Source organism: Colwellia sp. Bg11-28 (assembly GCF_002836245.1).
Classification (GTDB): domain Bacteria; phylum Pseudomonadota; class Gammaproteobacteria; order Enterobacterales; family Alteromonadaceae; genus Colwellia; species Colwellia psychrerythraea_A.
In genome coordinates, this window is sequence record NZ_PJBA01000018.1 from 627,615 (window position 1) to 652,028 (window position 24,414).

Below are 24,414 nucleotides of genomic sequence, written 5' to 3' on the forward strand. Positions count from 1 at the left end.
AATTTCAATTCAAGGCGCTGTGATCAAGTAGTGTTACCCAAGCGCTTCTTCGATGGCTTTAAAATCACTTTATACTGCGTTAAATAATCAATGTATAGAATGACTATGCTTCGATTATTTATCATGCCTAAAGTCATTTTAACTCCCTCTGAAACTCTGCACTTTGAATAGTAATGGCTATAATATTCATCACACTCCTTGAAAAGCCAGTAAAGATCCCAATTACATTAACATCAAAGAATTGAGTTAAAATGAGGTTAATGTGACTACTATCGTTTCAGTTAGACGTAATGGCAAAGTGGCAATTGGTGGTGATGGTCAAGTATCACTTGGCAATACGGTAATGAAGGGAAATGCTCGTAAAGTACGTCGTTTATATAATGGCAAAGTACTCGCTGGTTTTGCCGGTGGTACAGCCGATGCTTTTACATTATTTGAGCGTTTTGAAAGTAAGCTTGAACAACATCAAGGTCATTTAACCAAAGCCGCTGTCGAGCTTGCTAAAGATTGGCGAAGCGACCGAGCGTTAAGAAAACTTGAAGCCTTACTTGCTGTCGCTGATGAAACAGCATCATTGATCATTACCGGTAACGGCGATGTAATTCAGCCTGAGCATGATCTTATCGCTATAGGTAGTGGCGGTAATTTTGCGCAATCAGCCGCAACAGCTCTCTTAGAAAATACCGACTTAAGTGCCAAAGAAATAGTAGAAAAATCACTTACTATTGCTGGTAATATCTGTGTATTTACCAACCAAGAACAAACTATAGACGAACTATAGCCCTTAGCAGAAACTGATTAACATGCTGCCTGAGTATGAGTAAAACACTCCTTAGGCAACAACGAGGAAAAAATTATGTCAAATATGACCCCACGTGAAATTGTTCATGAATTAGATAGCCACATTGTTGGTCAAAGTGATGCCAAACGCGCTGTTGCCATCGCGCTAAGAAACCGATGGCGTAGAATGCAGCTTGATAAAGATCTGCGTAACGAAGTTACTCCTAAAAATATCTTAATGATTGGGCCTACGGGTGTTGGTAAAACTGAAATAGCTCGCCGCTTGGCAAAACTTGCCCACGCACCATTTATTAAAGTGGAAGCGACTAAGTTCACTGAAGTGGGCTATGTTGGTAAAGAAGTAGAAACTATTATTCGTGACCTTGCTGATATGGCAATAAAAATGGTTAAAGAAAGTGAGATGGATCGTGTTAAACATCTTGCTGAAGAAGCGGCTGAAGAGCGTATTTTAGATGTTCTGCTTCCTCCTGCTCGTGACGGCTTTGGTAACGATGAAAAAAGTGATGACAGTAATACTCGTCAAATTTTTCGTAAGAAATTACGCGAAGGAAAATTAGATGATAAAGAAATTGAGCTTGACTTAGCAGCACCACAAGTTGGTGTTGAGATCATGGCACCTCCAGGTATGGAGGATATGACTTCACAATTACAAAACATGTTCCAAAACATGTCTAGTGAGAAAACTAACAAGCGCAAACTTAAGATTAAAGATGCTCTAAAAGCGTTGCAAGAAGAAGAAGCGGCTAAAATAGTTAATCAGGATGACATTAAGCAAAAAGCTATTGATGCAGTAGAGCAAAATGGTATTGTCTTTATCGATGAAATTGACAAAATTTGTAAACGTGCTGATAACTCTGGCGGTGGGGATGTTTCTCGTGAAGGTGTACAGCGCGATTTACTGCCGTTAGTCGAAGGTTCAACCGTAAGTACTAAACATGGCATGATCAAGACAGATCACATCTTATTTATTGCCTCCGGCGCCTTTCAAATGACTAAGCCATCTGACTTAATCCCGGAATTACAAGGTCGTTTACCTATACGAGTAGAATTACAAGCATTAACTGCCGATGATTTTGTTCGTATATTAACAGAACCTTTTGCCTCACTTACTGAGCAATATATCGCATTACTTGCTACTGAAGGTGTGTCAGTAACTTTTACCGATGATGGTATTAAAGCAATTGCTGATTCAGCTTGGCAAGTGAATGAGACAACTGAAAACATTGGTGCTCGTCGCTTACATACTATGATGGAACGTTTGGTTGAAGATTTATCATTTAATGCTGACCAACGCAGTGGTGAGACCATCAGCATAGATCAAGCTTATGTTACTAAGATATTAAGTGAAGTAGTTAAAGACGAAGATTTAAGTCGCTTTATTCTTTAATAACAATACCCGCTCCATTTGAAGATGCTCGTTTCAGGAAGGCTGAATCATGCATCTTCAAGTGGAACGGGTATAGATACTTATTACGTGTTACTCAACGGACTTATTTACGGTCCATCGAATATCTGGTAGATAAATAAAGGTTAGATGGTTTACTACAATGAAAATTACTCGTTTTATTATAGATAGTGCCCTACACAATCTAACGGTTGAGTTCTCTGCAAATGAGAATATCACTAGTACTCAACTAAGCTTTGAATATTTGCGTATTAGCTCTGATGCAAACTCAGCTAAAAAAAACAAAGCAGGTCAAATTCAAGTAACTAGCCATAAAAAGAATGTACTTTTAATAAGTATCGAGAGCGTCGCTAAGCACGGTTATCGCTTGATATTTGATGATGAGCATAGTGCAATATTTAGTGAAGAGTATCTGCAAACATTAGCACTTGAATATGAAACTAGGTGGCAAACTTATTTAAGTGCTCTTAAAGATAGCGGTCACTCCCGCGAAGCTATGATTGACTTTAAACAGTTATAAACCTCTCAGCTTCACCGACTAGATATCAGTTTTACGTTTACGTTTCATACCTAATAAAAAATGATAATGCTATCCCATTATCTTATACAGTAAAGCGACTAACCTCTGTAGTTAGCACTTGGGCCTGTTGAGACAACTCTTCACTCATTTGCTCATTTTGTTTCGCAGAATCACCCGATTGCTCTGTCACATCTCTGATCATCACTACATGTTGGTTAACTTCCGATGCAACAGTACTTTGCTCTTGAATCGCCGTAGCAATGGCACTATTCATATCCATAATCAAAGCAACATCTTGTGTTATCTCATCAAGCATTGCTCCGGCAGAACTTGCTTGCTCAGCACTCTCTTCCCCCTGATTACGACATTCCGCCATTAGAGTGACTATCTCTTGAGTACGTTTTTGCAATAAACCAATAATGGTTTCTATCTCTTGCGTTGAGTCTTGAGTTCTACTGGCAAGTGTTCTCACTTCATCAGCAACTACAGCAAAACCGCGACCTTGCTCTCCAGCTCTTGCTGCTTCAATTGCTGCATTTAACGCCAATAAATTTGTTTGTTCGGCAATGCCACGAATAACACCTAATACTGAAGCAATAGTGACACTTTCTTTTTCCAATTCTTTAACGACGTTTTCTGAATCCAATAGCTTTTCTGATAATTGGCCTATTTGGTTGATGGTCTGTTCCACCCCTGCTTTACCTTTACCTGCATTACTATTCGTTACTTCAGCTTTATGGGCTGCTTCTCGCGTATTAGTCGCAATTTCATCTACTGTTGCCACCATTTCTGTTACTGCAGTTGCTACAAGATCCGTTTGCTGCATCTGAGTTTCTACACCCTCATTAGCATTGTAAATATTTTCAGCCAAGCTGCCTGTAGCGGTATTGAGAGTATTAACTGAATGATTTACTTCTACAATAAGTGATCTAAAGTTAGTTAACATATGGTTAAACACTGTCGCCATATCCGATAGTTCATCTCCACCACTAACATCGACTGCAATAGTTAAATCATTACTCTGAGCGATACTATTCATACTACTTTGTAGATTGCTAATTCGATTCAAAATACTTTTTCCGATTAACCAAGCACTTACTAAAGCAACTACGAGCACAACCGAAAAAAGGCTATAGGCCAATGTATTAATAAAATTCACATCTTCTTTCACCGCAGATTCACTATGAGACAGTAGCTTTTTCAATTCATTATCAACTTGATTAACTACATGACGCATTTTATTTCTGCTGCCCATCTTCTCATTATAACCGAGCTCTTTTTGGGATATGACTAGATTTGAGAAAGAATTTTGATAGGCTTTGATTAGCTTATTCACTTCCTGCTTTTTAACGAAGGTGAAGTTACTTGCTTGGACTGAGGTCAGTAACTTGTTAACATTTTTATTAAGTTTATCAACATATTTTTCATCAAGACGTAACATAAAATCTTTTTCGTTTCGTCTAAGCTGCAACATTTCACTACGTAGACGATAATTGTCTTTGCCAATAAGCGTCTCAACGCTATGAACCGCACCCCGAAGTTCTCCATATAAACCTGATTTAGCATCTAGGCCAATTTTCTTTTGTAACCCGACAAGATGAGTAAATTGATCTTGATATTGAACAAGAATATTCCCCATACTTGTCAATTCCGGCATAGAAAGACCAACCTCTGCAAAGTCATCTGACAACGCATTAATTTGATGCTGAACGTTTTTCATTTGTTTATTAAATTGGTCTGAATTTGTTAACTTTTTATGAGCAGAGAAGTCTTTTTCTTCGTGTCTTAATTCAAGTACTGACGCTTTAATATTACCTATACTTTTTGCAATATTTATATCATGTTGTAATGCCGAACTTTCATAGTTCAGCAACATTAACATTAGGATCATAGCCAGTACTAAAATTGCAGTATTAGCGATTAATTTGTTCTTAATAAGCATAGGGTCTAACCTTAAAAATTTAACATATATTGTATAAAGCGTGAATTAGCGGAAATTCGATTGGTATTACTAGCCAATTTATTTTTGTCTTTTCAATGTAATTTAGTTCGATGGTGGCAACCTAGTACAGAGTTAAATAAGCCTAAGATGTACTATTGTTGCCTTTTCTGCGTGTATTATAGAACTGTATCGGTAAGTATCGGTTTTTTTTTAGTTTTAAATTATAAACTACAGGCAGTTATCCATTCATCGTCAATCATAACAAAAGACAATGAACTACATTTATTATGAATAAGAGTGGCTTACGTGTATTCCCCCTCAAAATGGTTAAACTTAAATTATTTTTTCTTAAGGTATCGTACTAACTTACTCTCAGGTAGTGGTTTGCTAATAAAATAACCTTGCACTGCATCACAACCTAAATGACGAAGCAGATTGAGTTGTTCGATAGTTTCAACACCTTCAGCTAAAACCCTTTTACCCAAGCCATGTGAAAGGTCAACCATAGACTTAACAATAGTGAGGTCAGAATCATTGATAGCAACTTCATTAATAAAACTACGGTCGATCTTTATTTTATCTATTGGCAGGTCTCGCAAATACGCTAAAGATGAATAACCTGTACCAAAATCATCAATGGAGACTTTAATCCCCATGCTTTGTAGTTTCACTATGCTATCCATTGCTCTGGTAATATCAGTCATCACTACATTTTCAGTAATCTCTAATTCAATATATTTAGAGGGTATACCGTATTTATGCAATAACATTTGAATATTAGTAACCAGTTGTTCATTCTGAAATTCGACTGCAGTTATATTCACAGCAATAGCGACACGTCGTTGATATAACTTGAACCAACGCTCACTTGCTTGACAAGCTTTGACTAAAATATAATTATCAAACTCATTATGCATGCCTAACGTTTCGAGTTCTGTTAAAAAGTCACCAGGGGAGAGTAAGCCCTTTTCAGGATGCTGCCAACGTACTAAGGCTTCTACCCCTTCGAGTTTATTGGTAAATAAGTTTAATTGTGGCTGGTAATATAAAACAAACTCATCATTAGCTATGGCAGATCTTAGCTGTTTCTCCATCAAGACTAAATGCCGGCCCTGTGCCTGCATCCCCTCTTCAAAAGCAACAGAAGGAATATTATTGGTTTCGGCGTGATGTAGGGCAAGGTTGGATTTTTGTAGTAAATCTTCAGACTTATCCGCATCATCGGGATAGAAACAATAACCTACGCTACCTTGAATTGTTATTTCTTGTTGCTCATAGCGAAAACAACGCTCAATGAGTTCATGAATATGATTTACCGCTCGATCAACATGTGATATTTGTTCAAATTCAATGACAAACATAAAAGAGTCACCACTTAAGCGACCAACAGCTTGTGGTATAAATACACTATGATTCAGACGGCTGGCAATTTCTCCCAGTATAAAATCCCCAACTTTTAAACCATAAGTATCATTTATAAATTTAAACTGTTTTATATCAATTAAAAAAACTGCCAACTTCATCTGATTCTTGTTTATTTTATTGGCGAGTGTCAGCTCTTGCATTTTATCTGACAATTTAGCCATCACTTGTTCACGGTTCAGTGCCCCGGTCAAAGAGTCATGTTTACCTAAGTACTGCGCTCTACTTATCGCACTCAACGTGGCAAACCTTTCAGCTCCTTGCATCCAAATAAGCAAGGTAAAGCCAAGAATACTATGTGCAGCAACATCGAAATATAATAGGAATAGTTCTAATTGACGGAACCAAGGCTCCGTTAAAGCAACAATGGAAATAAAAGAATGCATTAAGTACCGCAAGCCAAAAATGGCAGAGAAATACATTAAAACTTGACTTGAAAAGTAGCTTTTTTTGTCAAATAAAAGATAACAGGCTAATGAAAGAAAAGTGCAGCCAAAAATAAAGCTAGGAAGGCTTATGGTTAAATAAAAATGGTTAAATGCTTGGCTTGGGTCAAAGGCAAAAAACATTGTCGAGATGACACTGAGAATTATAATTGCACCAATGCCACCGCTTAATATTTCTTTAGACAATTCCTTGTTGTTTTTTGCAATGTAAACGCCAAAAATCAGGAAAATCAAGAACGAATATTGGCAAATTTGTAGCAATAATTCAGCTAATATTTGCCAAGAGTCACTTGAAAAATTACGACTAGAATACGGCACAAAAGACTTAATCAGATAACTAAAATTTAGTGCACCTATACTCATTAGCCAATATTTAACATATTTACGCGAAAAGGTGCGATAAAAAATATAAAAGACAAATAATAGTACTGAAAAAACCACTGTTTGTGTCGAAAATAAAAAAGTTCGAGGTGTTATAAATTCGATCATAAAGAAATTTTAATCATGGCTATTAATATACCTGTCTGGAACGTGTAAGCTGCTAAAGTACTTTAGGTTAAACCACTAAACATGTGTGCTATTAAAGAGGCTTTTACCTTTAAATTCAAGTCATACCCGATAAATATATAATAGGTTTTATTTTTAACATAACAATATATACTGGCATAGCCCCTAATCTTCAGACGAAAGAGAACTAACATGCAATATAACACTTCTGAATTATGTGACTTTTATGCCGATTTGATTGATGTTGTTGACCCCATTTTTTGTAATTACGGTGGTCGCAGTTCATTTGCTGGCAAAGTTGTTACGTTAAAGTGTTTTGAGCATCTAGGTTTGATCAATGAACTCGTTGCTACAGATGGCACAGGGAAAGTATTGGTCATTGATGGTGGAGGATCCACGAGACGCGCTCTGATTGATTTAGGTATCGCGCAATGTGCTGCTAACAATGGTTGGGAAGGAATTGTTTGTTATGGCAGTGTACGTGATGTAGATGCTTTAGATGGAGTAGATATTGGTATACAGGCGCTCGGAGCAATTCCAGTTGGGGCAAGTGAGCAAAATATTGGAGAAACTGATATGGCGATTAATTTTGCCGGAGTGACCTTATTACCTGATGATTATATCTACGCTGATAATACCGGTATTATACTGTCGCCTGAAGCACTCGAGATTGCATCAAGTATAGCTTAGCCTACTACCAGAGACATAACTCCTAGTACCTAAGATCTAATAGATAGATGGTCTGACTTCTGGCGGTATTGATGCTGGGTGTTGCAAATACCACTTCTCTAACCAAATTTCTATCTCCTCAGGTACTACTCCTGGGTGAATGATATTACCTTGAATTAACTCTCCCCCCATGCCTGTAAATGCTTCCGAAGCTTCATGTCTGTCAATATCAGTACCCACAAGTGGAATTTTCATACTGCGAGTCAGTGTAACAAGTGCATTAGTTATCGCCTTATCTACGCGGTTACTACTATCATTTGTTAATTGCTGACAATTTATTTTAAGTTGATGAATTGCCATTTTTCTGACATAACGTAACGCCTCATAACTACCTGAAAAATTAGCGATGGAAATGTTTATATCTAATGATTTTAGCTGATCAATAATGGCTTTTACTCGATGACTTGCACTAAGCAATACTTGCTCACTTAGCTCAATCATTAAGTATTTACCGGCAATATTAAACTGTTTTAATTGTTGCTCAATATAATCAACCAAATCTACTTCAAATAAGCTTTCACTCGACAAAGTTACAGAAATACGTTGATGTACGCCTATTCTATGCAAGCTATCTAAAGTAGAGAAAGCTTTGTTAAGCATATATTTGGTCAAAAAATACAATTCACCACTATGCTCAGCAAGCTCAGAAAATTCAGATAACTCCAATGGTTTAACCGAGTCATGTTCATACCAATGAACCTTTAACTGAAAACCTACAATATAATGGTTATTAATATTTACTTGGGGCTTTAAATAACAAAATAACTTCTCTTCTTTAATATCTCGACGTAACGCTTCCATTCGAGCAAGCTGAACTTGGTTATATGAAATACTGTTATTATCAAAATAATTAATTTGCTGCTGCGTCTTTAAACCCTTAAGTAAAGCATCACCTGCGTGATCAATAATTTCATCAAAGTCATCACCATTTTCCCCTGAAATAGCAACACCAAAAGCAAGTTCAAAATTTACAGAAAAACTCTTAAAACTCATAGCATCAGGCACAGCGTCAGCTAATTGATGACACAATTCATTAAGCATACTTTTATCATCAAAACGGCTATCAGTTAAATTGTAAACTACCAAGAATTGTAGGCTTTGTAAGCGAGCTATTCTTACTGGTTGAGGATTAACACCAAAGCTTAGTAAACTTGTATTATCCTCTATTCTTTGCTGTAAACAGTACGCAAACTGCAATAATAACAAGTCAGAATTATGATAGCCCAGCAAACTATTTACTTGTTGAAAATTGATAGGCTTGAATACCACGGCAGCGTAACGTTGCCCAGTGTCAGCCTTGATAGCAACGTCAAAAGCTCTTAGCGCTTGCTGCGCAGTTGGTAAGTTTGTTGTCGGATCATGCGTATAAGAAAATAGCTCTTCAACGCTAATGGCTTTACTATCGTCAGTTAACGATGTAGAGATAAGTAGTTTTTGAATACAGAATAGAGCCAGAACACTGGCCGTAAGAACCATAAAAACATAGCTAACAATAGCGGTCAAATTAAGCGGGAGTTTATCACTATAAAGTTGCGCAAAAAGAGCCGATAAAGCAATAATTATAATTACTATGATAAGTAATACAAAGTACTTAACGTTAAAACGATTCATATTTAATCACCTATCCTAGGAGATTTTATCAAAGCAATTAGTTAGCCTAATAAAATTATTACCTTTTGTACAGAAATACTAAATTTTAAGGATGCCCTTTTAAGATAGACAGCTACTTTTTTGATCTATTACTAATGCGTGGGCGCAATCACCATCAACGGTTAGTAAGGCTTCAACTAAAAAAAGAAAACCATTTAAACTATCACTAGACCAATAGCGTTTTAATTGTTTATTACTCGTGACTAACATAGCAACGAATTTTTTATAAGCTGAGCTGTCTTGATTTTCAAAACACTTCTGACTAATAGCTTTAAGGCGACCTTTCCCTTTTAAACATTCTTGGAAAATAATACTGTAGTTATTAATTAATGGAGTGATCAATTCTGTATGTATTAAAAGTTGCTCATGCTCATTCGCCTTAGCATAAGCGATTAAACGCTTTAATCTTTCCTTAGCAAATTCCTGCTCACGTGTAGCAACAAGGGTCATCGACTCTACTAACACCTTATTTTCCTTGCGGGTAGATGAACTTTCTCGCTGTTGAGTTATTAGCTTTCTCTGCAATTTTTCTGCACGAAAAAAGAAGTAAATACTAATAAATACAAAAACAATCGTTATAACTGAAACAAAAAACATTAAGGTGCCTTAGACGGATTAACTTGCGCAATATTAACAGACTCAGCAATGCGTGCCAAAAATAGATACGGATCAATATCTTTAAAACCTGCCATATTTAACGAATATTTCATTGTCACTGAAAAATCACCTAAATTTGCAAAAGCTCTTGTATTTACAGCTTGCACTAGCTTGTCTAACTTTTCATTAACTTCTTGGCTACTTTGGTGCTCAAAAAGCAGTAAATACTCACCTTCATTTAACAATCCCACATAGTCAAACTCTGCTATATGTTCATTAATTACACTGGCCAAACCTTTAGTCACTTCACTAATCGTTTTACTATTAAAATGAAAAACAAGCTCCTGCCAATTCTCAACAACCAGATAACCTACATGGAAAGGGTATCGAAACTTCCTTGCCTTTTTAAAGGCCAATTGGTAAGTGAATTTTGTTTGCATCGGACTCGCCATACTATGACTTGGTTTTTCAAGCTCTTGATATGCCCTATTTATTTTTTGCGCTCTTGACCTCAAGAACAAACCTACCAAGGTGAGTATTAATAAAGCAACTAATACCGATAAACTTATAATAATGATACGTTGTTTTTCATACTTCCCTATAAAGCTACTTGATAGCTCACTGCTTTCAGCTAATTTAACAGCAAGTCTTTTTGACTCTTCAACAGGCTCAATTTTGGGTGTTTTCCCAACCGCTAAATGAGATAAACCCTGCATTATACTAAACGATTTTCTTTTATCATTAAGGTTGTCGAGTAATATTTGACTATATTTTTTACGCCAGTCATAAGCAAGTCGGTAGTTTTCTTGAGAAAAGTGCATTTCTGCAACCATTCGATAAAAGCCTGTATATTCTGACGCAATATTCTTACCGTTAAGAAGGCGTACCACTTCATTTAGTAAGGCATAACCTTCAGTTATTTGTTCAACACCTAATTTAGCACTAACCAGAGCAACCGACGTTTCTATACGTTCAGAAAGCATATGATGTTGATGAAAAACTTCTATTGCTTGCTGTAAAGGTTCAAGTGCTGCATGAAATTGTTTTTGTCTCATTAAAACGATACCTAACCACTTATCAGCATGAGCAACATTAATAGGTGCATTATTACCCTCAGCAGATTTCTTAGATTCCCAAAAAACATTATATGCATCATCAAAGCGTTGTAGATAAAAATAGGCATACCCTAGATATAAATAGGTTTGAGCAATATTTCTTTTTTGATTCATTTCAAATCTTAATTTTAATATTTTTAACTGCATTGTTAGTGATGTTTGATAGTCTCCTAAATGGTGATAAGCCAAGGCTAAAATAGTCAGTAATTGAATATGCTCTGTTAGTTCACTACTACTGATACCAAGCTCGACTTGTTGTAGGTCGGCCAAAGCCTGCTGATGTTTTCCTAGCATTGCAAACGCGACGCTACGATAACTTAGCGACAATAGTCGACACTTAACACTACGACTAAATTCACTATTCCTTACTGCTTCTTCAGTCACTTCTAACAACTGCTTGTATTCTTTTCTGGCTACATATACATCCGCTAATTTGAATAACAGCGCCAATTTAATTTTTTTATCTAAACTGTTTGCTGCTAAGCCTCTTTTAGTAAACTCAAAAACGTTGTTCATATTTCCTTGATTACTAGCAACCTTTGCAGAAAGTAAATAGACTTTTGCGAGGATATCATTTGAGTAATCGTGTCGATTATTAATGATTTTTTCCGACAGTGACTTCACTATATCAGCATCAATCATTTCATTATCTACTTTCAATAATTGCTGAACTTGATTACTTAATACGGCTTGTTCAGATGCGGCTTGTGCGTGAGCAGTACTGACTAAAATAAAAGAAAGTAACTGCACTTTAAAAGTAAAGACTATAAACAGAAACAATCGTTTTATCGTCATATCTATACCGTTAGTAATTGAAAAATAAAACATTGGAGGTTATCCAATATTACTCATCACTCTTTTTACCTCATAAAGGTAAACAAAAATAGCCTTTTCTGTTTACATTTAAGGAATTCATCTTATAATAATGGGGTTGAGCTACCAAGCTTGATAAGGGCAAATCTAATGAAAGTTAGAGACGCAAAGTTACCGGTCTAATGGGAAACCTATGATAGCGGGACTGCAAATTTTAGATATAGTGGGGGCTTATCTTAATTCGATAGTTCACTATCTGTTTCTTCCGGTTTCTTTGCGTGGCCTCTTTCCCTGTATTTCTCAACCCATCACTTGCTGCTCTTTACCTATAATTTATTTAGCACTATTTAAAAATTGCTAATAAAAATAGTGCTTGTATGTCTGCATTTGAAAGTAATACCAATCGGACTAATTTATTACTCAGTTAGCCCGAATTAATCCGATAAGTATAAGAGCCTAACACAAAGTTCTTTGCGCCAGGCCGCACTAAACTAGGATTGAAGTTCAGAAAGTTTATTTTATGATTTTGTCACACTATTATCTTTGTCGTTTATATACTGAGTGATGATTTTATCTAACATAGATAATGGCATTGAACCATGCTTTAGTATCTGATCATGAAACTCTCGTAAATCAAAATCTTCACCTAATGTTTGTTCCGCCTCTTTTCGTAAGCGCTTAATCGTTAACTCACCTATTTTGTAAGATAAAGCTTGCCCTGGCCATGAGATATATCGATCTATTTCCGTTTTTACATTATGTAGTGACAATGCGGTATTACTGGCTAAAAAGTCCATTGCCTGTTCTCGACTCCATCCTTGCGTATGCATTCCAGTATCAACAACTAAACGGCAGGCACGCCACATCTCATAGGTTAAGCGACCAAAATTATGATATGGGTCTTCATACATACCTACTTCTATTCCTAAATATTCAGAATATAACCCCCAACCTTCACCAAAAGCAGAAATGTAGCTTCTATTCCTAAACTTCGCTACATCCTTCATTTCTTTCGCTAATGATATTTGCAAATGATGTCCTGGCACGGCCTCATGTAAGGTTAGTGCTGTTAAAACATAAAGTGGTCGACGATCTAACCTATAAGTATTGACCCAATAATTTCCTGGCTGATCATCACGTGATGATCCAGCATATCGTCCCGTTGTATATTTAGGCGCTATATTGGCAGGTACTGCCATCACACCATAAGGTGTTCTTGGTAATGTTTTAAATAACCTCGGTAATTTAGCATCCATTTTTTTAGCAATAAAAGATGCTTCTTTTAACAACTCTGTTGGTGTGGAGGCATAGAATTGAGGATCGGTACGTAAGAATTCGACAAATTCACTAAAGCTGCCATCAAAGTTGACCTGTTCAATGATAGCGTTCATCTCAGCTCTGATACGCTTTACTTCTCCTACCCCCTGCTGATGAACTTCCGTTGCAGTCATAGGTAACGTAGTATAATGCACTAATCTATTTTGATAGTATTCCTTACCGTTAGGTAGCGAAATAGCCGCAATATTATCCCGAGCATTTGGCTGGTATACATTAACCATAAAATCATAATATGCCGTATATGCAGGCATCACTTTAGTGCTTAATACTTGCTTAGCTTGTTGCTGTAAATCTTTTTTCTGACTCGTAGTTATAAAAGCAGACATTTTATTAAATGGTTGGTAATACGAACTTTCAGTGACATCTTCTTTTATGTAAGCCGCAATAGATTGTTCAAATCCCTTCAGTACGATTTTCGGTTGACTAATACCGCTTTTTAGCCCTTTTTTCATCCAATAAGTTTGTTGAGAAAAGTAGGCTGGAAGTAAGGATAAACGCACTAAATAATCTTGATAATCAGTAAAGGTTTTAAAGTCGACTTGCTTAGAGATATTTGCAATCCACACATGAAAACCCGACTCTGCCGTGAGCGGCATATAATGTTCTTTGTTAATGTAACTATCTAACTGGTTTTTAAGACTATAGGTAAGTACAGAAAAATTAATCTGATTTTCTTGTGTAAGCTTTTCATTATCCAATGCTATTAACTGTTGATAAATAGCCAAACCTTGTTGATATTGCGCTAGCAAAAAATCGGCTGACAGATCAGGTAATTTAGCGTTATTACCAATAACCTCTGGTTGATTAAACGGACTTGATTTTAGATAGAAGGCTTCATGAGTTTCGATAATATTTGCTAGCTGTTGATCTTCACTCCGGGTGTTTTTTGTGGCGTTGGCAGCATAACTGTAATTTATCAGGCAAATATTAATCAGTATAAGCACTAGGTAAGTGACTACATTTTTCATAGGAATTACTCAAAAGTAGGAAGGAGCATGATAATAACGATACAAACATTATCATGCCTTTAATATGGTTTTATTAGTAAAGCTATAACTTGAAGAAAAGTTCTCTATATACTTTTAACTCAGCGATCGACTCTTTGATGTCATCTAGGGCTAAGTGAGCCCCCGTTTTAACAACAGACTCTAGTACTTCTGGCTTCCAACGTCTTGCCAGCTCTTTTATTGTACTAACATCTAAGTTTCGGTAATGGAAATGATCTTCAAAATCAGGCATATATTTATTTATGAATCGTCTATCTTGACCGATACTATTACCACACATGGGTGACTTACCTTGAGGTACCCACTCTTGAACAAAAGCTAAGCTTTCTTTAGTTGCATGAGCCAAGCTCACTTCACTGTCGCGGCAACGTTGAGTTAATCCTGATTTCCCGTGATGTTCAATGCACCATGGATTCATGTTATCTAGCACATCATCAGTTTGGCTAATGGCAAAAATTGGCCCTTGCGCTAAGATATTTAACTCGCTATCGGTAATAATGATAGCGATCTCTAAAATTACATCTTCTACAGGCTCGAGGCCTGTCATTTCCAAATCAAGCCAAATTAAATTACTGTCGTTACCCGCCATAACCTTCCCTTAAAAAAATGCACAAGCATTCGTATATAATTGTTAGTATAATACGCCAGAACCAAGTCGGGTCAAATTAAATATTGGATCAAATAAAATCGTATGAATAAGTCACTTGTCTAAGGTAAAAAAACTGACCAAAGGTCAGCAAAGGCGCATTAAAGCCAATCATGATAATAGATTACATGGTAAAACCACTAAAAATAAAGATAAAGTGCAATGGGAAGATGACGACTTAGGCACTCCTCAGCAAGGCGTTATTATTAGTCGGTTTGGCCAACATGCCGATGTCGAAAGCGAACTTGGTGAAATATACCGCTGTAATTTACGTCGTTCTATTGGCTCGCTTGTCTGTGGAGACAAAGTACTTTGGCGTCTTGGCAGAGAAACTCAACATAGTATCACAGGTATAATAGAGGCTGTTCATGAACGTGACTCTGTATTAAGTCGTCCCGATGTTTATGATGGCGTTAAACCTATCGCGGCAAATATCAGTCAAATCCTCATTGTCTCTTCTGTGTTGCCTGTTTTTAATAGCGATATTATTGACCGCTACTTAGTAGCTGCAGAGCAAACGGGGATTACTCCTGTTATTGTGCTGAATAAAACTGATTTATTAGACAGTATAAGCGCTGAAGAACAAGAGAATATAGCCAAGCAATTGAAAATTTATCAAGATATTGGCTATCAAGTGCTTTACGCTAGCAGTAAGTCTCGCGATGGTATAAGTGAACTAAAAATGCAGCTTGCCCAGCATACCAGTATTTTCGTTGGTCAGTCTGGTGTCGGGAAATCAACGTTAGTTAATGCTCTCATGCCAGATTTAGGGATATTAACAAAAGAAGTCTCGGACAACTCAGGTTTAGGGCAACATACCACGACAGTGGCACGCTTATACCACTTTAATGAGGGGGGGGATTTAATTGATTCACCAGGTATTCGTGAATTTGGTTTATGGCATTTAACACCAGAACAAGTATGTCATGGTTTTGTTGAGTTCTCGGAATTTCTTGGCTTATGTAAATTCAGGGATTGTAAGCATCAAACAGATCCTGGCTGTGCTCTAATCGCTGCAGCAGAAAATGAACAAATAAATCCAGCTCGCTTAGCAAGTTTTCAACGTATATTAGCCAGCCTAAATGATAATAAATTAACTTCTCGCTTTAATAATTAAGGAAAAATGAGTGTCTTCAAAAAATAGTCTTAGCGATAAAATTAAAATCACCTTCCAGTACATTATGCCTAAACATGCTATTTCACGTTTAGTTGGTAAGTTAGCCGCTGCAAAAATGGGTTGGTTAACCACTAAGCTGATCAGTATGTTTATTAAAGCCTATGGCATTAATATGAATGAAGCTAAGCTTAAAAAGGCCAGTGACTTTGATACCTTCAATAACTTTTTCACTCGCGAACTAGAAGAGGGTGCTCGAATTATTGATAATGATGAGAATACAATCTGTTATCCCGTTGATGGTGCAATCAGTCAACAAGGCGATATTATTGATGGGCAACTTATTCAAGCAAAAGGTTTCAACTATAGTGTCACCTCCTTGCTCGGTGGTGACGAAAAAACAGCAGCGCCTTTTCAAGGGGGGAAATTCTCTTGTATTTACTTAGCACCAAAAGATTATCACCGTATTCACATGCCAATGGCAGCAACCTTACGTGAAATGATTTATGTACCCGGTGAACTATTTTCAGTTAATCCATTAACCGCTCAAAATGTACCCGACCTTTTCGCGAGAAATGAACGCGTAGTTGCCATTTTTGATACTGAAATGGGTGAACTCGCCATGGTATTAGTCGGTGCAACGATTGTTGCCAGTATAGAAACTACTTGGGCAGGTACGATTACGCCTCCTGCAGGAAAAGACATTTTTAGGTGGCAATACCCTAAAGACGGGGCTGATGCGATTACTTTTGAAAAAGGTGATGAAATGGGTCGATTTAAACTAGGATCGACAGTTGTTAGTACTTTCACACCTAATATGATTAGTGAATTTGCAACCGATGCTGGCCCAGGTACTGTCACTCGACTTGGCGAAATCTACGCTGCACTAGATAAGAGTGCTTCATAACTGGCAAGAAACAGTCAACGAACAAAACTGTTGCTCATTTAGTGTACTCATTATAAGCTTAGAGGAAATACGATCAAATTCGTAACACCTCTAAAACTTATATTCAATAAAAGTATAACTAAAACAATTAAATAAGGGACAAGTACATGGCACAAGAAAATTCCACAGTAAAACCTACACAGGCTGAGTTAACTTTACTTAATGTGCTATGGAAAATGGGCCCTGCAACCGTAAGACAAGTTCATGATGTCGTGAGCACAACACAAAAAACTGGCTACACTACGGTATTAAAAATACTTCAAATAATGCATGAGAAATCCCTGGTCATCCGAGATGAAAGTAATCGTGCTCATGTCTATGCCGCTGCCAATAGCCAAACACAAACACAATCATCACTCATTAAAGACTTAATTAGTAAAGCTTTTGGAGGCTCGACCTCAAAATTAGTCATGCGTGCTATCGACGACTCAACTAGTGAGCAAGAAATTAATGATATTCGCCAGTTACTAAACTCTTTAGAAAAGTAGGACCATTAAACTTTAACTATGTTTGAACAATTATTTAACAGCCCTTTTTTATATAGCTTATCGCTAACCTTAGTGCATTTTTTATGGCAAGGTTTACTGGTGGCGCTTATCTTAAAGTCCTTGTTATATATAATTGATAAGAATAAATCAAAACTGCGTTACACACTCGCTACGTTTGCAATGTTATCAAATGCAATACTTGCGGTACTGACCTTTACCATGGTTTACCCTGACACAAGCTCAGGCATTAATAGTTATCTCAGTCCCATTCCCCTTACAAGTTTAGTAAATGAGTTAACCCAACAAAATGCCTTGTTTACTTATCAAGAATTGTTGCCCTCAATTTTAGCCTATTCATTACCTTACCTGTCATTACTTTGGCTAGCTACCATTGCAATTCTTTCTAGCAAGCTACTCATTGAAATTCGTAATGTAAATAACTTACCTCTGCATTCGAGCATTTCCCCCTCTTTGGCTTTATCAGCCCGCTTTGAAGAATTGGCCAAACAAATAAAGTTAGCTAAAACACCCAGATTACTTATTTCATTGAAAGCTGAAGTACCTATGGCAATAGGGTGGTTAAAACCTGTGGTATTGCTACCCGCTAGTATGGTGACCGGACTAAACGCGGCTCAACTTGAAATGCTTATTTTGCACGAACTTGCACATATTCGCCGTCATGATTATTTAGTTAATTTTTTACAAGCACTGATCGAACTACTATTTTTCTTCCACCCAAGTGTGCATTGGATCGGCAAGCAAATGCGTAATGAACGTGAATATTGTAGCGATGATATTGCTGTTCAACACTGCGGTGATGCCATAGCTTACGCACACACCCTAACGGATACCGCCTCTTTATGTGCTAAAAATCACTTCCATACGATTCCGACCATGGCAATGGCAGCATCCGGCGGTGATTTAAAAGAACGAGTGCTTCGCCTTGTTGATCATCATTGTGCCCCAACAAATAACACCAGCAAGTGGTTAGCGGCAGTAAGCCTACTTTTAGCGCTAGCATTATTGAGCATGAATCAATTATTGACCATGCCTTTTGCTCAACAGCTAAACAACAAATTCCCATGGCAAGAAAAAAACAGTATTAACAGTAATATTGCGAGCACAACGATTGCAGCAATTAATTTTAATAAAGACAACACAAGTAATCGGAATACAACACTGAACAATGATTCGATTGCTCAGCAACTACTCCATCGCGAAGAGACGTTACCTCATGCTTCTGTTGTAGAGTTAGAGAATAATCAGAATGCATTTGCTCTGAAAAGTAAAAACGAATCAGAGTTAACCACTGCTATTGTAGAGCCTTTGGCTATCAGCAACTATCAAGATACCATCAAAGCAAAGGAAACGGCTCAGATTAATCGAAGTGCAACAATTAGCAGTACAAAACAGATAACTGCGGGTGATAACGAGGTACTAACAGCCCTAAGGGTGAAAGTTCAGCGTGATAGTAGAACAACACCTCAACTGACTTCAGCAAAATCAGACCTAAATGTAGCAAAAAATAGTTTATCATCAACAACTAATTTACAGCCGTTAGCTATTGAAAAATCACAACCTCAATTAATATTATCATCGATTTCAGCAGACAAGTTTACTGCGCAGCCAGCTATCATTAATTCATCTCAAGAAGGTAATATGCAATTATCCCTCTTAAATGATAAAGCGTTAAATAGCAAAAAAGACTCGTATCACAAGTTGGCTTATAACCAAGAAGTTAACAAACTAGCCGAACAAAGTGAATTTTATAAAGCCTCAAACACAGTTAAAGTTGGAAAGGCGAGCGAAATTGAACCATCAAAGCAAGAAGTATTGCAGATGCCAACCTCATTTGAGGCAAAATTACTTAACTCTATTAATCCAGTATATCCAAGCCTTGCAAAGCGCCGTGGCCTTGAGATGGAAGTACAAGTAGATTTCATTATAGATCGTGATGGTAAAGTTAAAGATATTAGTTTCGCCCAACAAAGTAAGCTTATTTATTTCAAATCAGCTATCCGCTCAGCTATTCGTAAATGGCGATTTAGTCCTGCTACGATAAACAACCGAAAGGTTGAAAGTAAGATGACAAAGATATTCTCTTTTAGCTTGCATGCCTAGTAGTAATAACGAATAAAGAAATGTTTCAACTCGCCTCATCTTAGCTGTATATCTCCATATAGCTACAACTAAATATAAGCATACAAAGGCATATTTTTGAGTAAATACCACTCCTTTAATTCAGAGAAAAACATCAAATACAAACTACCAAATGAGATTACCTTATTTTGGAATAAAGGCCTATTTGACTCATTTATAGGGATAGATAAAGTAAACATACACTATGCGCAATTTATTCAAGAGCAAGTAGAGTGTCCTACGATAGTCATAGTGCCAGGGCGCTGTGAGAGCTACTTAAAGTACCAAGAGCTGTCATTTGATTTATACCAGCAAGGGTATAACATTTTTATCATAGATCATCGAGGTCAGGGACTATCAGGACGAATGCTGCTAAACGTAAACAAAGGTTATGTTACAAAATTTCAAGACTATGTGGATGACTTACGGTATTTCATTGAAAATATCGTTACACCCAAATCTTCAGAAAAACCATACCTCTTAGCGCACTCAATGGGTGGGACTATTGCCACTCGTTTTATGCAAGACTCTCCAAGTGCAATTAAAGCCGCCGTGATATCTTCACCTATGTTGGGCTTTTATTCTGGTTTGTTACCAAAGAGCATAGCTAAAATACTGGTAGCCATTAAGCTGAAATTCAATAATATTATCAGCAATACGCCATGGTATTTTTTAGGACAAAAAGACTACTCCCCTGTCAATTTTACTGATAATAAATTAACTCATTCAATACCGCGCTATCAATATTTTGTTGATTTGTATAAAAAGAATAAAATCATCCAACTTGGTGGTGTTACCACTCACTGGTTAGCACAAAGTATCGCGGCTCAAAAAGAGCTTTTCTCTAAGATTGTTCAGCTTAAGACGCCTATATTATTGCTTCAAGCTAGCGGAGATACTGTCGTTTGCCAACAAGCACAAGATTATTTTTGCCAGCAATTACATACATTGCAACCACAATCATGTCCAAATGGCGTACCGAGTAACATTGATAACGCCTTCCATGAGCTATTTTTTGAGACCGATGATCTTAGAAATAAAGCAATAACACAAAGCCTTGCTTGGTTTGAACAACATACTTAACGCTTTAAAGTGATGTAAACTAACAGGTAACAGTCTATTTTGACTGCTCACTTTGCACTACAGAGCTAGGATCTTGATGAATAAAGACTTCACAAGGAGCTAACACTTGGCAAATTTCAGCCTCTATCTCATCGCCTATACTGTGTGCTTCTAATAAAGATAAGTTGTCACTCAACTCTAAATGAAATTGGATAAATTTCTGTACTCCTGACTGTCTAGTGCGTAATTCGTGAATGCCCAATGCTTGTTTATGTTTCAAAACAATAGTTTTTATTTGCGACAATTCTTCATCACTTAACTCGCTATCCATTAACTGAGAAACACTTTGCACCATAATTTGGCCAGCACCAAAAACAAGATATAGAGCGACCAATATAGTGAAAACACCATCAGCTTGTAACCATATTCCCTGACTCAATATAATTGCCGCTAAAACGCCTAAATTTAGAAATAAATCAGATTGGTAATGCAATGCATCACCACTGATAATAATAGAGCCAGTACGCTTTATTACGTAACGCTGAAACACAACTAGAATAAGAGTTAATACAATAGAGATAATTGTTACCCAAATAGCGACTTCACCATGAACTATCGCTTGTGGATTAAGCAGCCGAGACACACCACTAAAAATCAATAATATTGCAGAGCCAAGTACGAAAGAAGCTTGTACCAACCCCGCTAGACTTTCAGCTTTACCGTGACCAAAACTGTGCTCTTTATCTGCAGGAGCTAAAGCAAAGCGCAAGATAACAATACTCATTATCGAAGCAAATAAGTCTAAAATAGAATCAGTGGTAGAAGCGAGCATGGCACTAGAGTCAGTTACCAACCACGCATACAATTTAATCACCACTAAGATAAACGCGGTAGAAGTAGAAAATATTGCTGCTAGTCGCACCCAAAATGCATAATCGTCTGTTGAGCTTTTTATAGCCATAGCTAATCCTTGGAGAAAAATTAAAACCTGAAAGTTATTACTTGTTAACCCGAACTCTAATAAATAGATAGTTAAGGCATTGAATTATAACATCTAAACTACTGTAATAGCGCCAGCTTAATACTTTTTATTAACGTTAGGTAGACTTAAGCTTTAAGTACTGAATATTGTAAATAAATTTAACAATCAAATGAGTAAAAATCACCGGTATATAAATATATATTAAGCGGGGTTCAGGTTCGTTATAATAACAAAAAATTTATTACAAGATGATTGTTATGCTAGATGTTGTTCTTTTTCAACCCCAAATCCCACCAAATACCGGTAATATAATTCGCTTATGTGCAAATTCAGGCTTTCGTTTGCACTTAATAGAGCCATTAGGTTTTGATTTAGATGATAAAAAATTACGTCGTGCCGGTCTAGACTACCATGAATTTGCCGCCATACAGCGCCATGCAAACTTCAATGCTTTCCTTGAAAAAGAGCAGCCAAAACGTGTGCTAGCGATTACCACTAAAACCAATAACTTTTATGGTGATATCAGCTTTGCAGCCGGTGATTATTTATTGTTTGGTTCAGAAACAGCGGGGTTACCAGAGGAAGTTCGTGCACAAATTCCTGACGAAAATAAGCTTAGAATTCCAATGCTAAAAGAGAGTCGCAGCATGAATTTGTCAAACGCAACAGCAGTAATTGTTTACGATGCATGGCGTCAGCTGGGTTTCCCCAACGCCGTATAACAAAAAATCATATCTTTATTATAAAATAACTGTAAATCAAATTATGATCAAATTTACAGTTATTCTTTTTAAAATTTCTTTAAAGTACTTATTTAAAGTATTTCTTTTAAATGTGATTAGATTACTCAAATTTCTTATCACGAGAAAGTAAATCAGCCGCTGCCAACTTAGCATCTTTTCCGCGATAAAGTACCTGATATACTTGCTCAACAATAGGCATTTCAACATCATGTCGCTGGGCAAGCATATAAACTTCTTTGGTATTTCGGTAACCTTCAACGACTTGACCGATATCAGTTATCGCTTGTTCAACTTCTTTGCCTTGACCTAACGCTAAACCAAATCGACGATTACGCGATTGATTATCCGTACAAGTCAGTACCAAGTCACCTAAACCTGCCATGCCCATAAAAGTAGCGGGCTCAGCGTTTAATGCTAAACCTAAACGAGTCATTTCAGCCAATCCACGAGTGATTAACGCTGTACGTGCATTTGCACCAAAGCCAATACCATCAGCTATACCTGCGGCAATAGCGATAACATTTTTAACCGCTCCGCCGAGCTGCACGCCAATAAAGTCTTTATTAGAGTAGACTCGAAAACGTTTTTCACAATGCAGTAAGTCAGATAATTCAGCAACAAACTCATCGTCCTCAGAAGACAACGAAATAGCCGTTGGTAAGCCTGAGGCCATTTCTTTAGCAAACGTTGGGCCAGATAAAACAGCTAAAGACACTCTATCGCCAAGTACTGTTCTAGCGACGTTTTGCAATAAATCACCGGTTTGTGGGTCAAGCCCCTTAGTTGCCCAAGCAATTTTTGCATTCTCGGTTAACATAGGTTTAATTTGCTTTAGCATATCTGCAAAAGCATGGCTTGGCACTACCACTAACAGGTTATCACTCGCTTGCACTGCTTTTTCTAAATCTGCTTCTAGTGCTAAATTTTCAGGGAACGGGCAATCAGCAAGATACTTATTATTTTCTCTATCTTGCTCCATTGCAGCGACATGATTATCATCACGTCCCCATAACAAGGTTTTATGACCATTTCTGGCTAAACAAATTGCTAGCGCAGTGCCATAAGACCCTGCACCTAACACTGTAATTTTTGCAGCTAAAGACATATAAAACCCTATTTATAAGCTAATGTTACTTTTGTATATTGCTACTAACTAATGTGTTTCACTACTTTGTGCCACGTTTTCTTGTGTTGCACGTTGTTGTACATAAGAAGCGTATAATCCTTCAAAGTTAACCGGTGTTAAGTTAAATTGTGGGAAAGAACCACGGTTAACTAAGCTTGCTACCGTTTCACGAGCATACGGGAACAATGTTGTAGGACAGAAAGCGCCAATTGTATGTGCTAATTGTGCTTCAGGTAAGTTGCCAATAGTAAAAATACCCGCTTGTTGTACTTCAGCTAAAAAGGCAGTTTTATCTTCCACTGTAGCAGTAACCGTTACCGATAAAACAACTTCATAAGTATTGTCAGCTAGCTTAGTTGAACGTGTATCAAGATCTAATTGGATTTCTGGTTTCCAATCTAATTGAAATACAGCTGGAGAATTAGGCGTTTCAAAAGAAACATCTTTAGTGTAAATACGTTGAATTGCGAATTCTGGAGATTGTTGTGCTGCTTCACTGTTCTCTACTTGATTTTCTTCAGCCATGAGTGGCTCCTTTATTATATTTTTTCTAATTGAATTTATTATTTTGCGTCTAAAAGCGCATCTAATTGAGTATTTCTTTCTAAGGCGACTAATTGATCGCAACCGCCAATATGAACATCATTAATGAATATTTGTGGCACTGTGTAGCCACCATTAGTGCGTTCAATCATGGTGCTACGCATTTCCATATCACCATCAATCTTAATTTCATTATATTCTGTCTGTTTACTCTTTAATAAGGCAACAGCATGAGTACAATAAGGACAATATTCTTTGGTATATATTTCAACTTTTGCCATTTTAATCACTCTTTATTTTCTATTTAAACGGATAGCGAAAATTTCAGTAAAT

21 protein-coding genes and 1 riboswitch are annotated in these 24,414 nt (G+C 36.9%); of the genes, 10 read left to right on the forward strand and 11 right to left on the reverse strand.

Annotation, left to right across the window (positions count from 1 at the left end; all coding sequences use genetic code 11):
* Window positions 1-262: 262 nt before the first annotated feature.
* The 3 genes from hslV to CXF79_RS19960 all read left to right on the forward strand — a co-directional run bounded on the left by hslV (window position 263) and on the right by CXF79_RS19960 (window position 2,726).
* On the forward strand, window positions 263-781 hold the full coding sequence (gene hslV, locus CXF79_RS19950; protein WP_011045099.1) for an ATP-dependent protease subunit HslV: 519 nt from the start codon (window positions 263-265) through the stop codon (window positions 779-781).
* 75 nt (window positions 782-856) lie between these two features.
* On the forward strand, window positions 857-2,188 hold the full coding sequence (hslU, locus tag CXF79_RS19955) for an HslU--HslV peptidase ATPase subunit (RefSeq protein WP_101157428.1): 1,332 nt from the start codon (window positions 857-859) through the stop codon (window positions 2,186-2,188).
* Between the two features lie 160 nt (window positions 2,189-2,348).
* Window positions 2,349-2,726 carry a gamma-butyrobetaine hydroxylase-like domain-containing protein gene (locus tag CXF79_RS19960; protein ID WP_101157430.1) on the forward strand — a complete coding sequence of 126 codons (378 nt, stop codon included), beginning with the start codon at window positions 2,349-2,351 and terminating at the stop codon, window positions 2,724-2,726.
* A gap of 82 nt (window positions 2,727-2,808) precedes the next feature.
* Here CXF79_RS19960 and CXF79_RS19965 read toward each other — a convergent pair whose 3' ends face one another.
* Window positions 2,809-4,668, reverse strand: coding sequence for a methyl-accepting chemotaxis protein (locus CXF79_RS19965; protein WP_101157432.1), 1,860 nt, complete (start codon window positions 4,666-4,668; stop codon window positions 2,809-2,811).
* A gap of 338 nt (window positions 4,669-5,006) precedes the next feature.
* Window positions 5,007-6,899, reverse strand: a complete 1,893-nt coding sequence (locus CXF79_RS19970; protein WP_198560106.1) for a putative bifunctional diguanylate cyclase/phosphodiesterase — start codon at window positions 6,897-6,899, stop codon at window positions 5,007-5,009.
* A gap of 336 nt (window positions 6,900-7,235) precedes the next feature.
* On the opposite strand from CXF79_RS19970, the gene rraA reads away from it, so the two are divergent.
* Window positions 7,236-7,733: a ribonuclease E activity regulator RraA gene (gene rraA / locus CXF79_RS19975; RefSeq protein WP_101157435.1), complete on the forward strand. Its 498-nt coding sequence runs from the start codon at window positions 7,236-7,238 to the stop codon at window positions 7,731-7,733.
* Between the two features lie 36 nt (window positions 7,734-7,769).
* Here rraA and CXF79_RS19980 read toward each other — a convergent pair whose 3' ends face one another.
* From CXF79_RS19980 to orn, 5 genes are all read right to left on the reverse strand, one after another.
* Entirely contained in the window at window positions 7,770-9,383 is a 1,614-nt protein-coding gene (locus tag CXF79_RS19980; protein ID WP_101157437.1) for a GGDEF domain-containing phosphodiesterase, read from the reverse strand.
* Between the two features lie 99 nt (window positions 9,384-9,482).
* On the reverse strand, window positions 9,483-10,019 hold the full coding sequence (locus CXF79_RS19985; RefSeq protein WP_011045106.1) for a hypothetical protein: 537 nt from the start codon (window positions 10,017-10,019) through the stop codon (window positions 9,483-9,485).
* A complete protein-coding gene (locus CXF79_RS19990; RefSeq protein WP_101157439.1) occupies window positions 10,019-11,962 on the reverse strand; it encodes a tetratricopeptide repeat protein in 1,944 nt (647 codons plus the stop codon). Before CXF79_RS19990 ends, CXF79_RS19985 begins: the two co-directional genes overlap by 1 nt.
* 115 nt (window positions 11,963-12,077) lie before the next feature.
* Window positions 12,078-12,160: riboswitch (cyclic di-GMP riboswitch) on the forward strand.
* 305 nt (window positions 12,161-12,465) lie between these two features.
* Complete coding sequence (locus CXF79_RS19995) at window positions 12,466-14,253, reverse strand: DUF885 domain-containing protein (protein ID WP_101157441.1); 1,788 nt, start codon at window positions 14,251-14,253, stop codon at window positions 12,466-12,468.
* An 82-nt stretch (window positions 14,254-14,335) separates the two neighbouring features.
* Window positions 14,336-14,881 carry an oligoribonuclease gene (gene orn / locus CXF79_RS20000; RefSeq protein ID WP_101157443.1) on the reverse strand — a complete coding sequence of 182 codons (546 nt, stop codon included), beginning with the start codon at window positions 14,879-14,881 and terminating at the stop codon, window positions 14,336-14,338.
* A 115-nt stretch (window positions 14,882-14,996) separates the two neighbouring features.
* Here orn and rsgA point away from each other — a divergent pair, with 115 nt between their 5' ends.
* The 5 genes from rsgA (at window position 14,997) to CXF79_RS20025 (ending at window position 20,708) form a co-directional block, all read left to right on the forward strand.
* Window positions 14,997-16,055 (forward strand): small ribosomal subunit biogenesis GTPase RsgA, encoded by a 1,059-nt coding sequence (rsgA, locus tag CXF79_RS20005; protein ID WP_011045110.1) that lies wholly within the window; start codon window positions 14,997-14,999, stop codon window positions 16,053-16,055.
* Between the two features lie 64 nt (window positions 16,056-16,119).
* Window positions 16,120-16,959, forward strand: coding sequence for an archaetidylserine decarboxylase (asd, locus tag CXF79_RS20010; RefSeq protein WP_101158259.1), 840 nt, complete (start codon window positions 16,120-16,122; stop codon window positions 16,957-16,959).
* Between the two features lie 146 nt (window positions 16,960-17,105).
* Complete coding sequence (locus CXF79_RS20015; protein ID WP_011045112.1) at window positions 17,106-17,486, forward strand: BlaI/MecI/CopY family transcriptional regulator; 381 nt, start codon at window positions 17,106-17,108, stop codon at window positions 17,484-17,486.
* A gap of 18 nt (window positions 17,487-17,504) precedes the next feature.
* Entirely contained in the window at window positions 17,505-19,607 is a 2,103-nt protein-coding gene (locus tag CXF79_RS20020; protein ID WP_101157445.1) for a M56 family metallopeptidase, read from the forward strand.
* Between the two features lie 96 nt (window positions 19,608-19,703).
* Window positions 19,704-20,708: an alpha/beta fold hydrolase gene (locus tag CXF79_RS20025; RefSeq protein WP_101157447.1), complete on the forward strand. Its 1,005-nt coding sequence runs from the start codon at window positions 19,704-19,706 to the stop codon at window positions 20,706-20,708.
* A 34-nt stretch (window positions 20,709-20,742) separates the two neighbouring features.
* On the opposite strand, the gene CXF79_RS20030 is transcribed toward CXF79_RS20025, so the two are convergent.
* Window positions 20,743-21,648, reverse strand: coding sequence for a cation diffusion facilitator family transporter (locus CXF79_RS20030; protein WP_011045115.1), 906 nt, complete (start codon window positions 21,646-21,648; stop codon window positions 20,743-20,745).
* A 278-nt stretch (window positions 21,649-21,926) separates the two neighbouring features.
* Here CXF79_RS20030 and trmL point away from each other — a divergent pair, with 278 nt between their 5' ends.
* Window positions 21,927-22,391 (forward strand): tRNA (uridine(34)/cytosine(34)/5-carboxymethylaminomethyluridine(34)-2'-O)-methyltransferase TrmL, encoded by a 465-nt coding sequence (gene trmL, locus CXF79_RS20035; protein ID WP_011045116.1) that lies wholly within the window; start codon window positions 21,927-21,929, stop codon window positions 22,389-22,391.
* A gap of 121 nt (window positions 22,392-22,512) precedes the next feature.
* On the opposite strand, the gene gpsA is transcribed toward trmL, so the two are convergent.
* The 3 genes from gpsA to grxC are packed head-to-tail and all read right to left on the reverse strand — an operon-like array spanning window position 22,513 to window position 24,362.
* Window positions 22,513-23,517: an NAD(P)H-dependent glycerol-3-phosphate dehydrogenase gene (gene gpsA / locus CXF79_RS20040; protein WP_011045117.1), complete on the reverse strand. Its 1,005-nt coding sequence runs from the start codon at window positions 23,515-23,517 to the stop codon at window positions 22,513-22,515.
* Window positions 23,518-23,565: 48 nt separating this feature from the next.
* Entirely contained in the window at window positions 23,566-24,063 is a 498-nt protein-coding gene (secB, locus tag CXF79_RS20045; protein ID WP_011045118.1) for a protein-export chaperone SecB, read from the reverse strand.
* A 38-nt stretch (window positions 24,064-24,101) separates the two neighbouring features.
* A complete protein-coding gene (gene grxC / locus CXF79_RS20050) occupies window positions 24,102-24,362 on the reverse strand; it encodes a glutaredoxin 3 (protein ID WP_101157449.1) in 261 nt (86 codons plus the stop codon).
* Window positions 24,363-24,414: the final 52 nt, after the last annotated feature.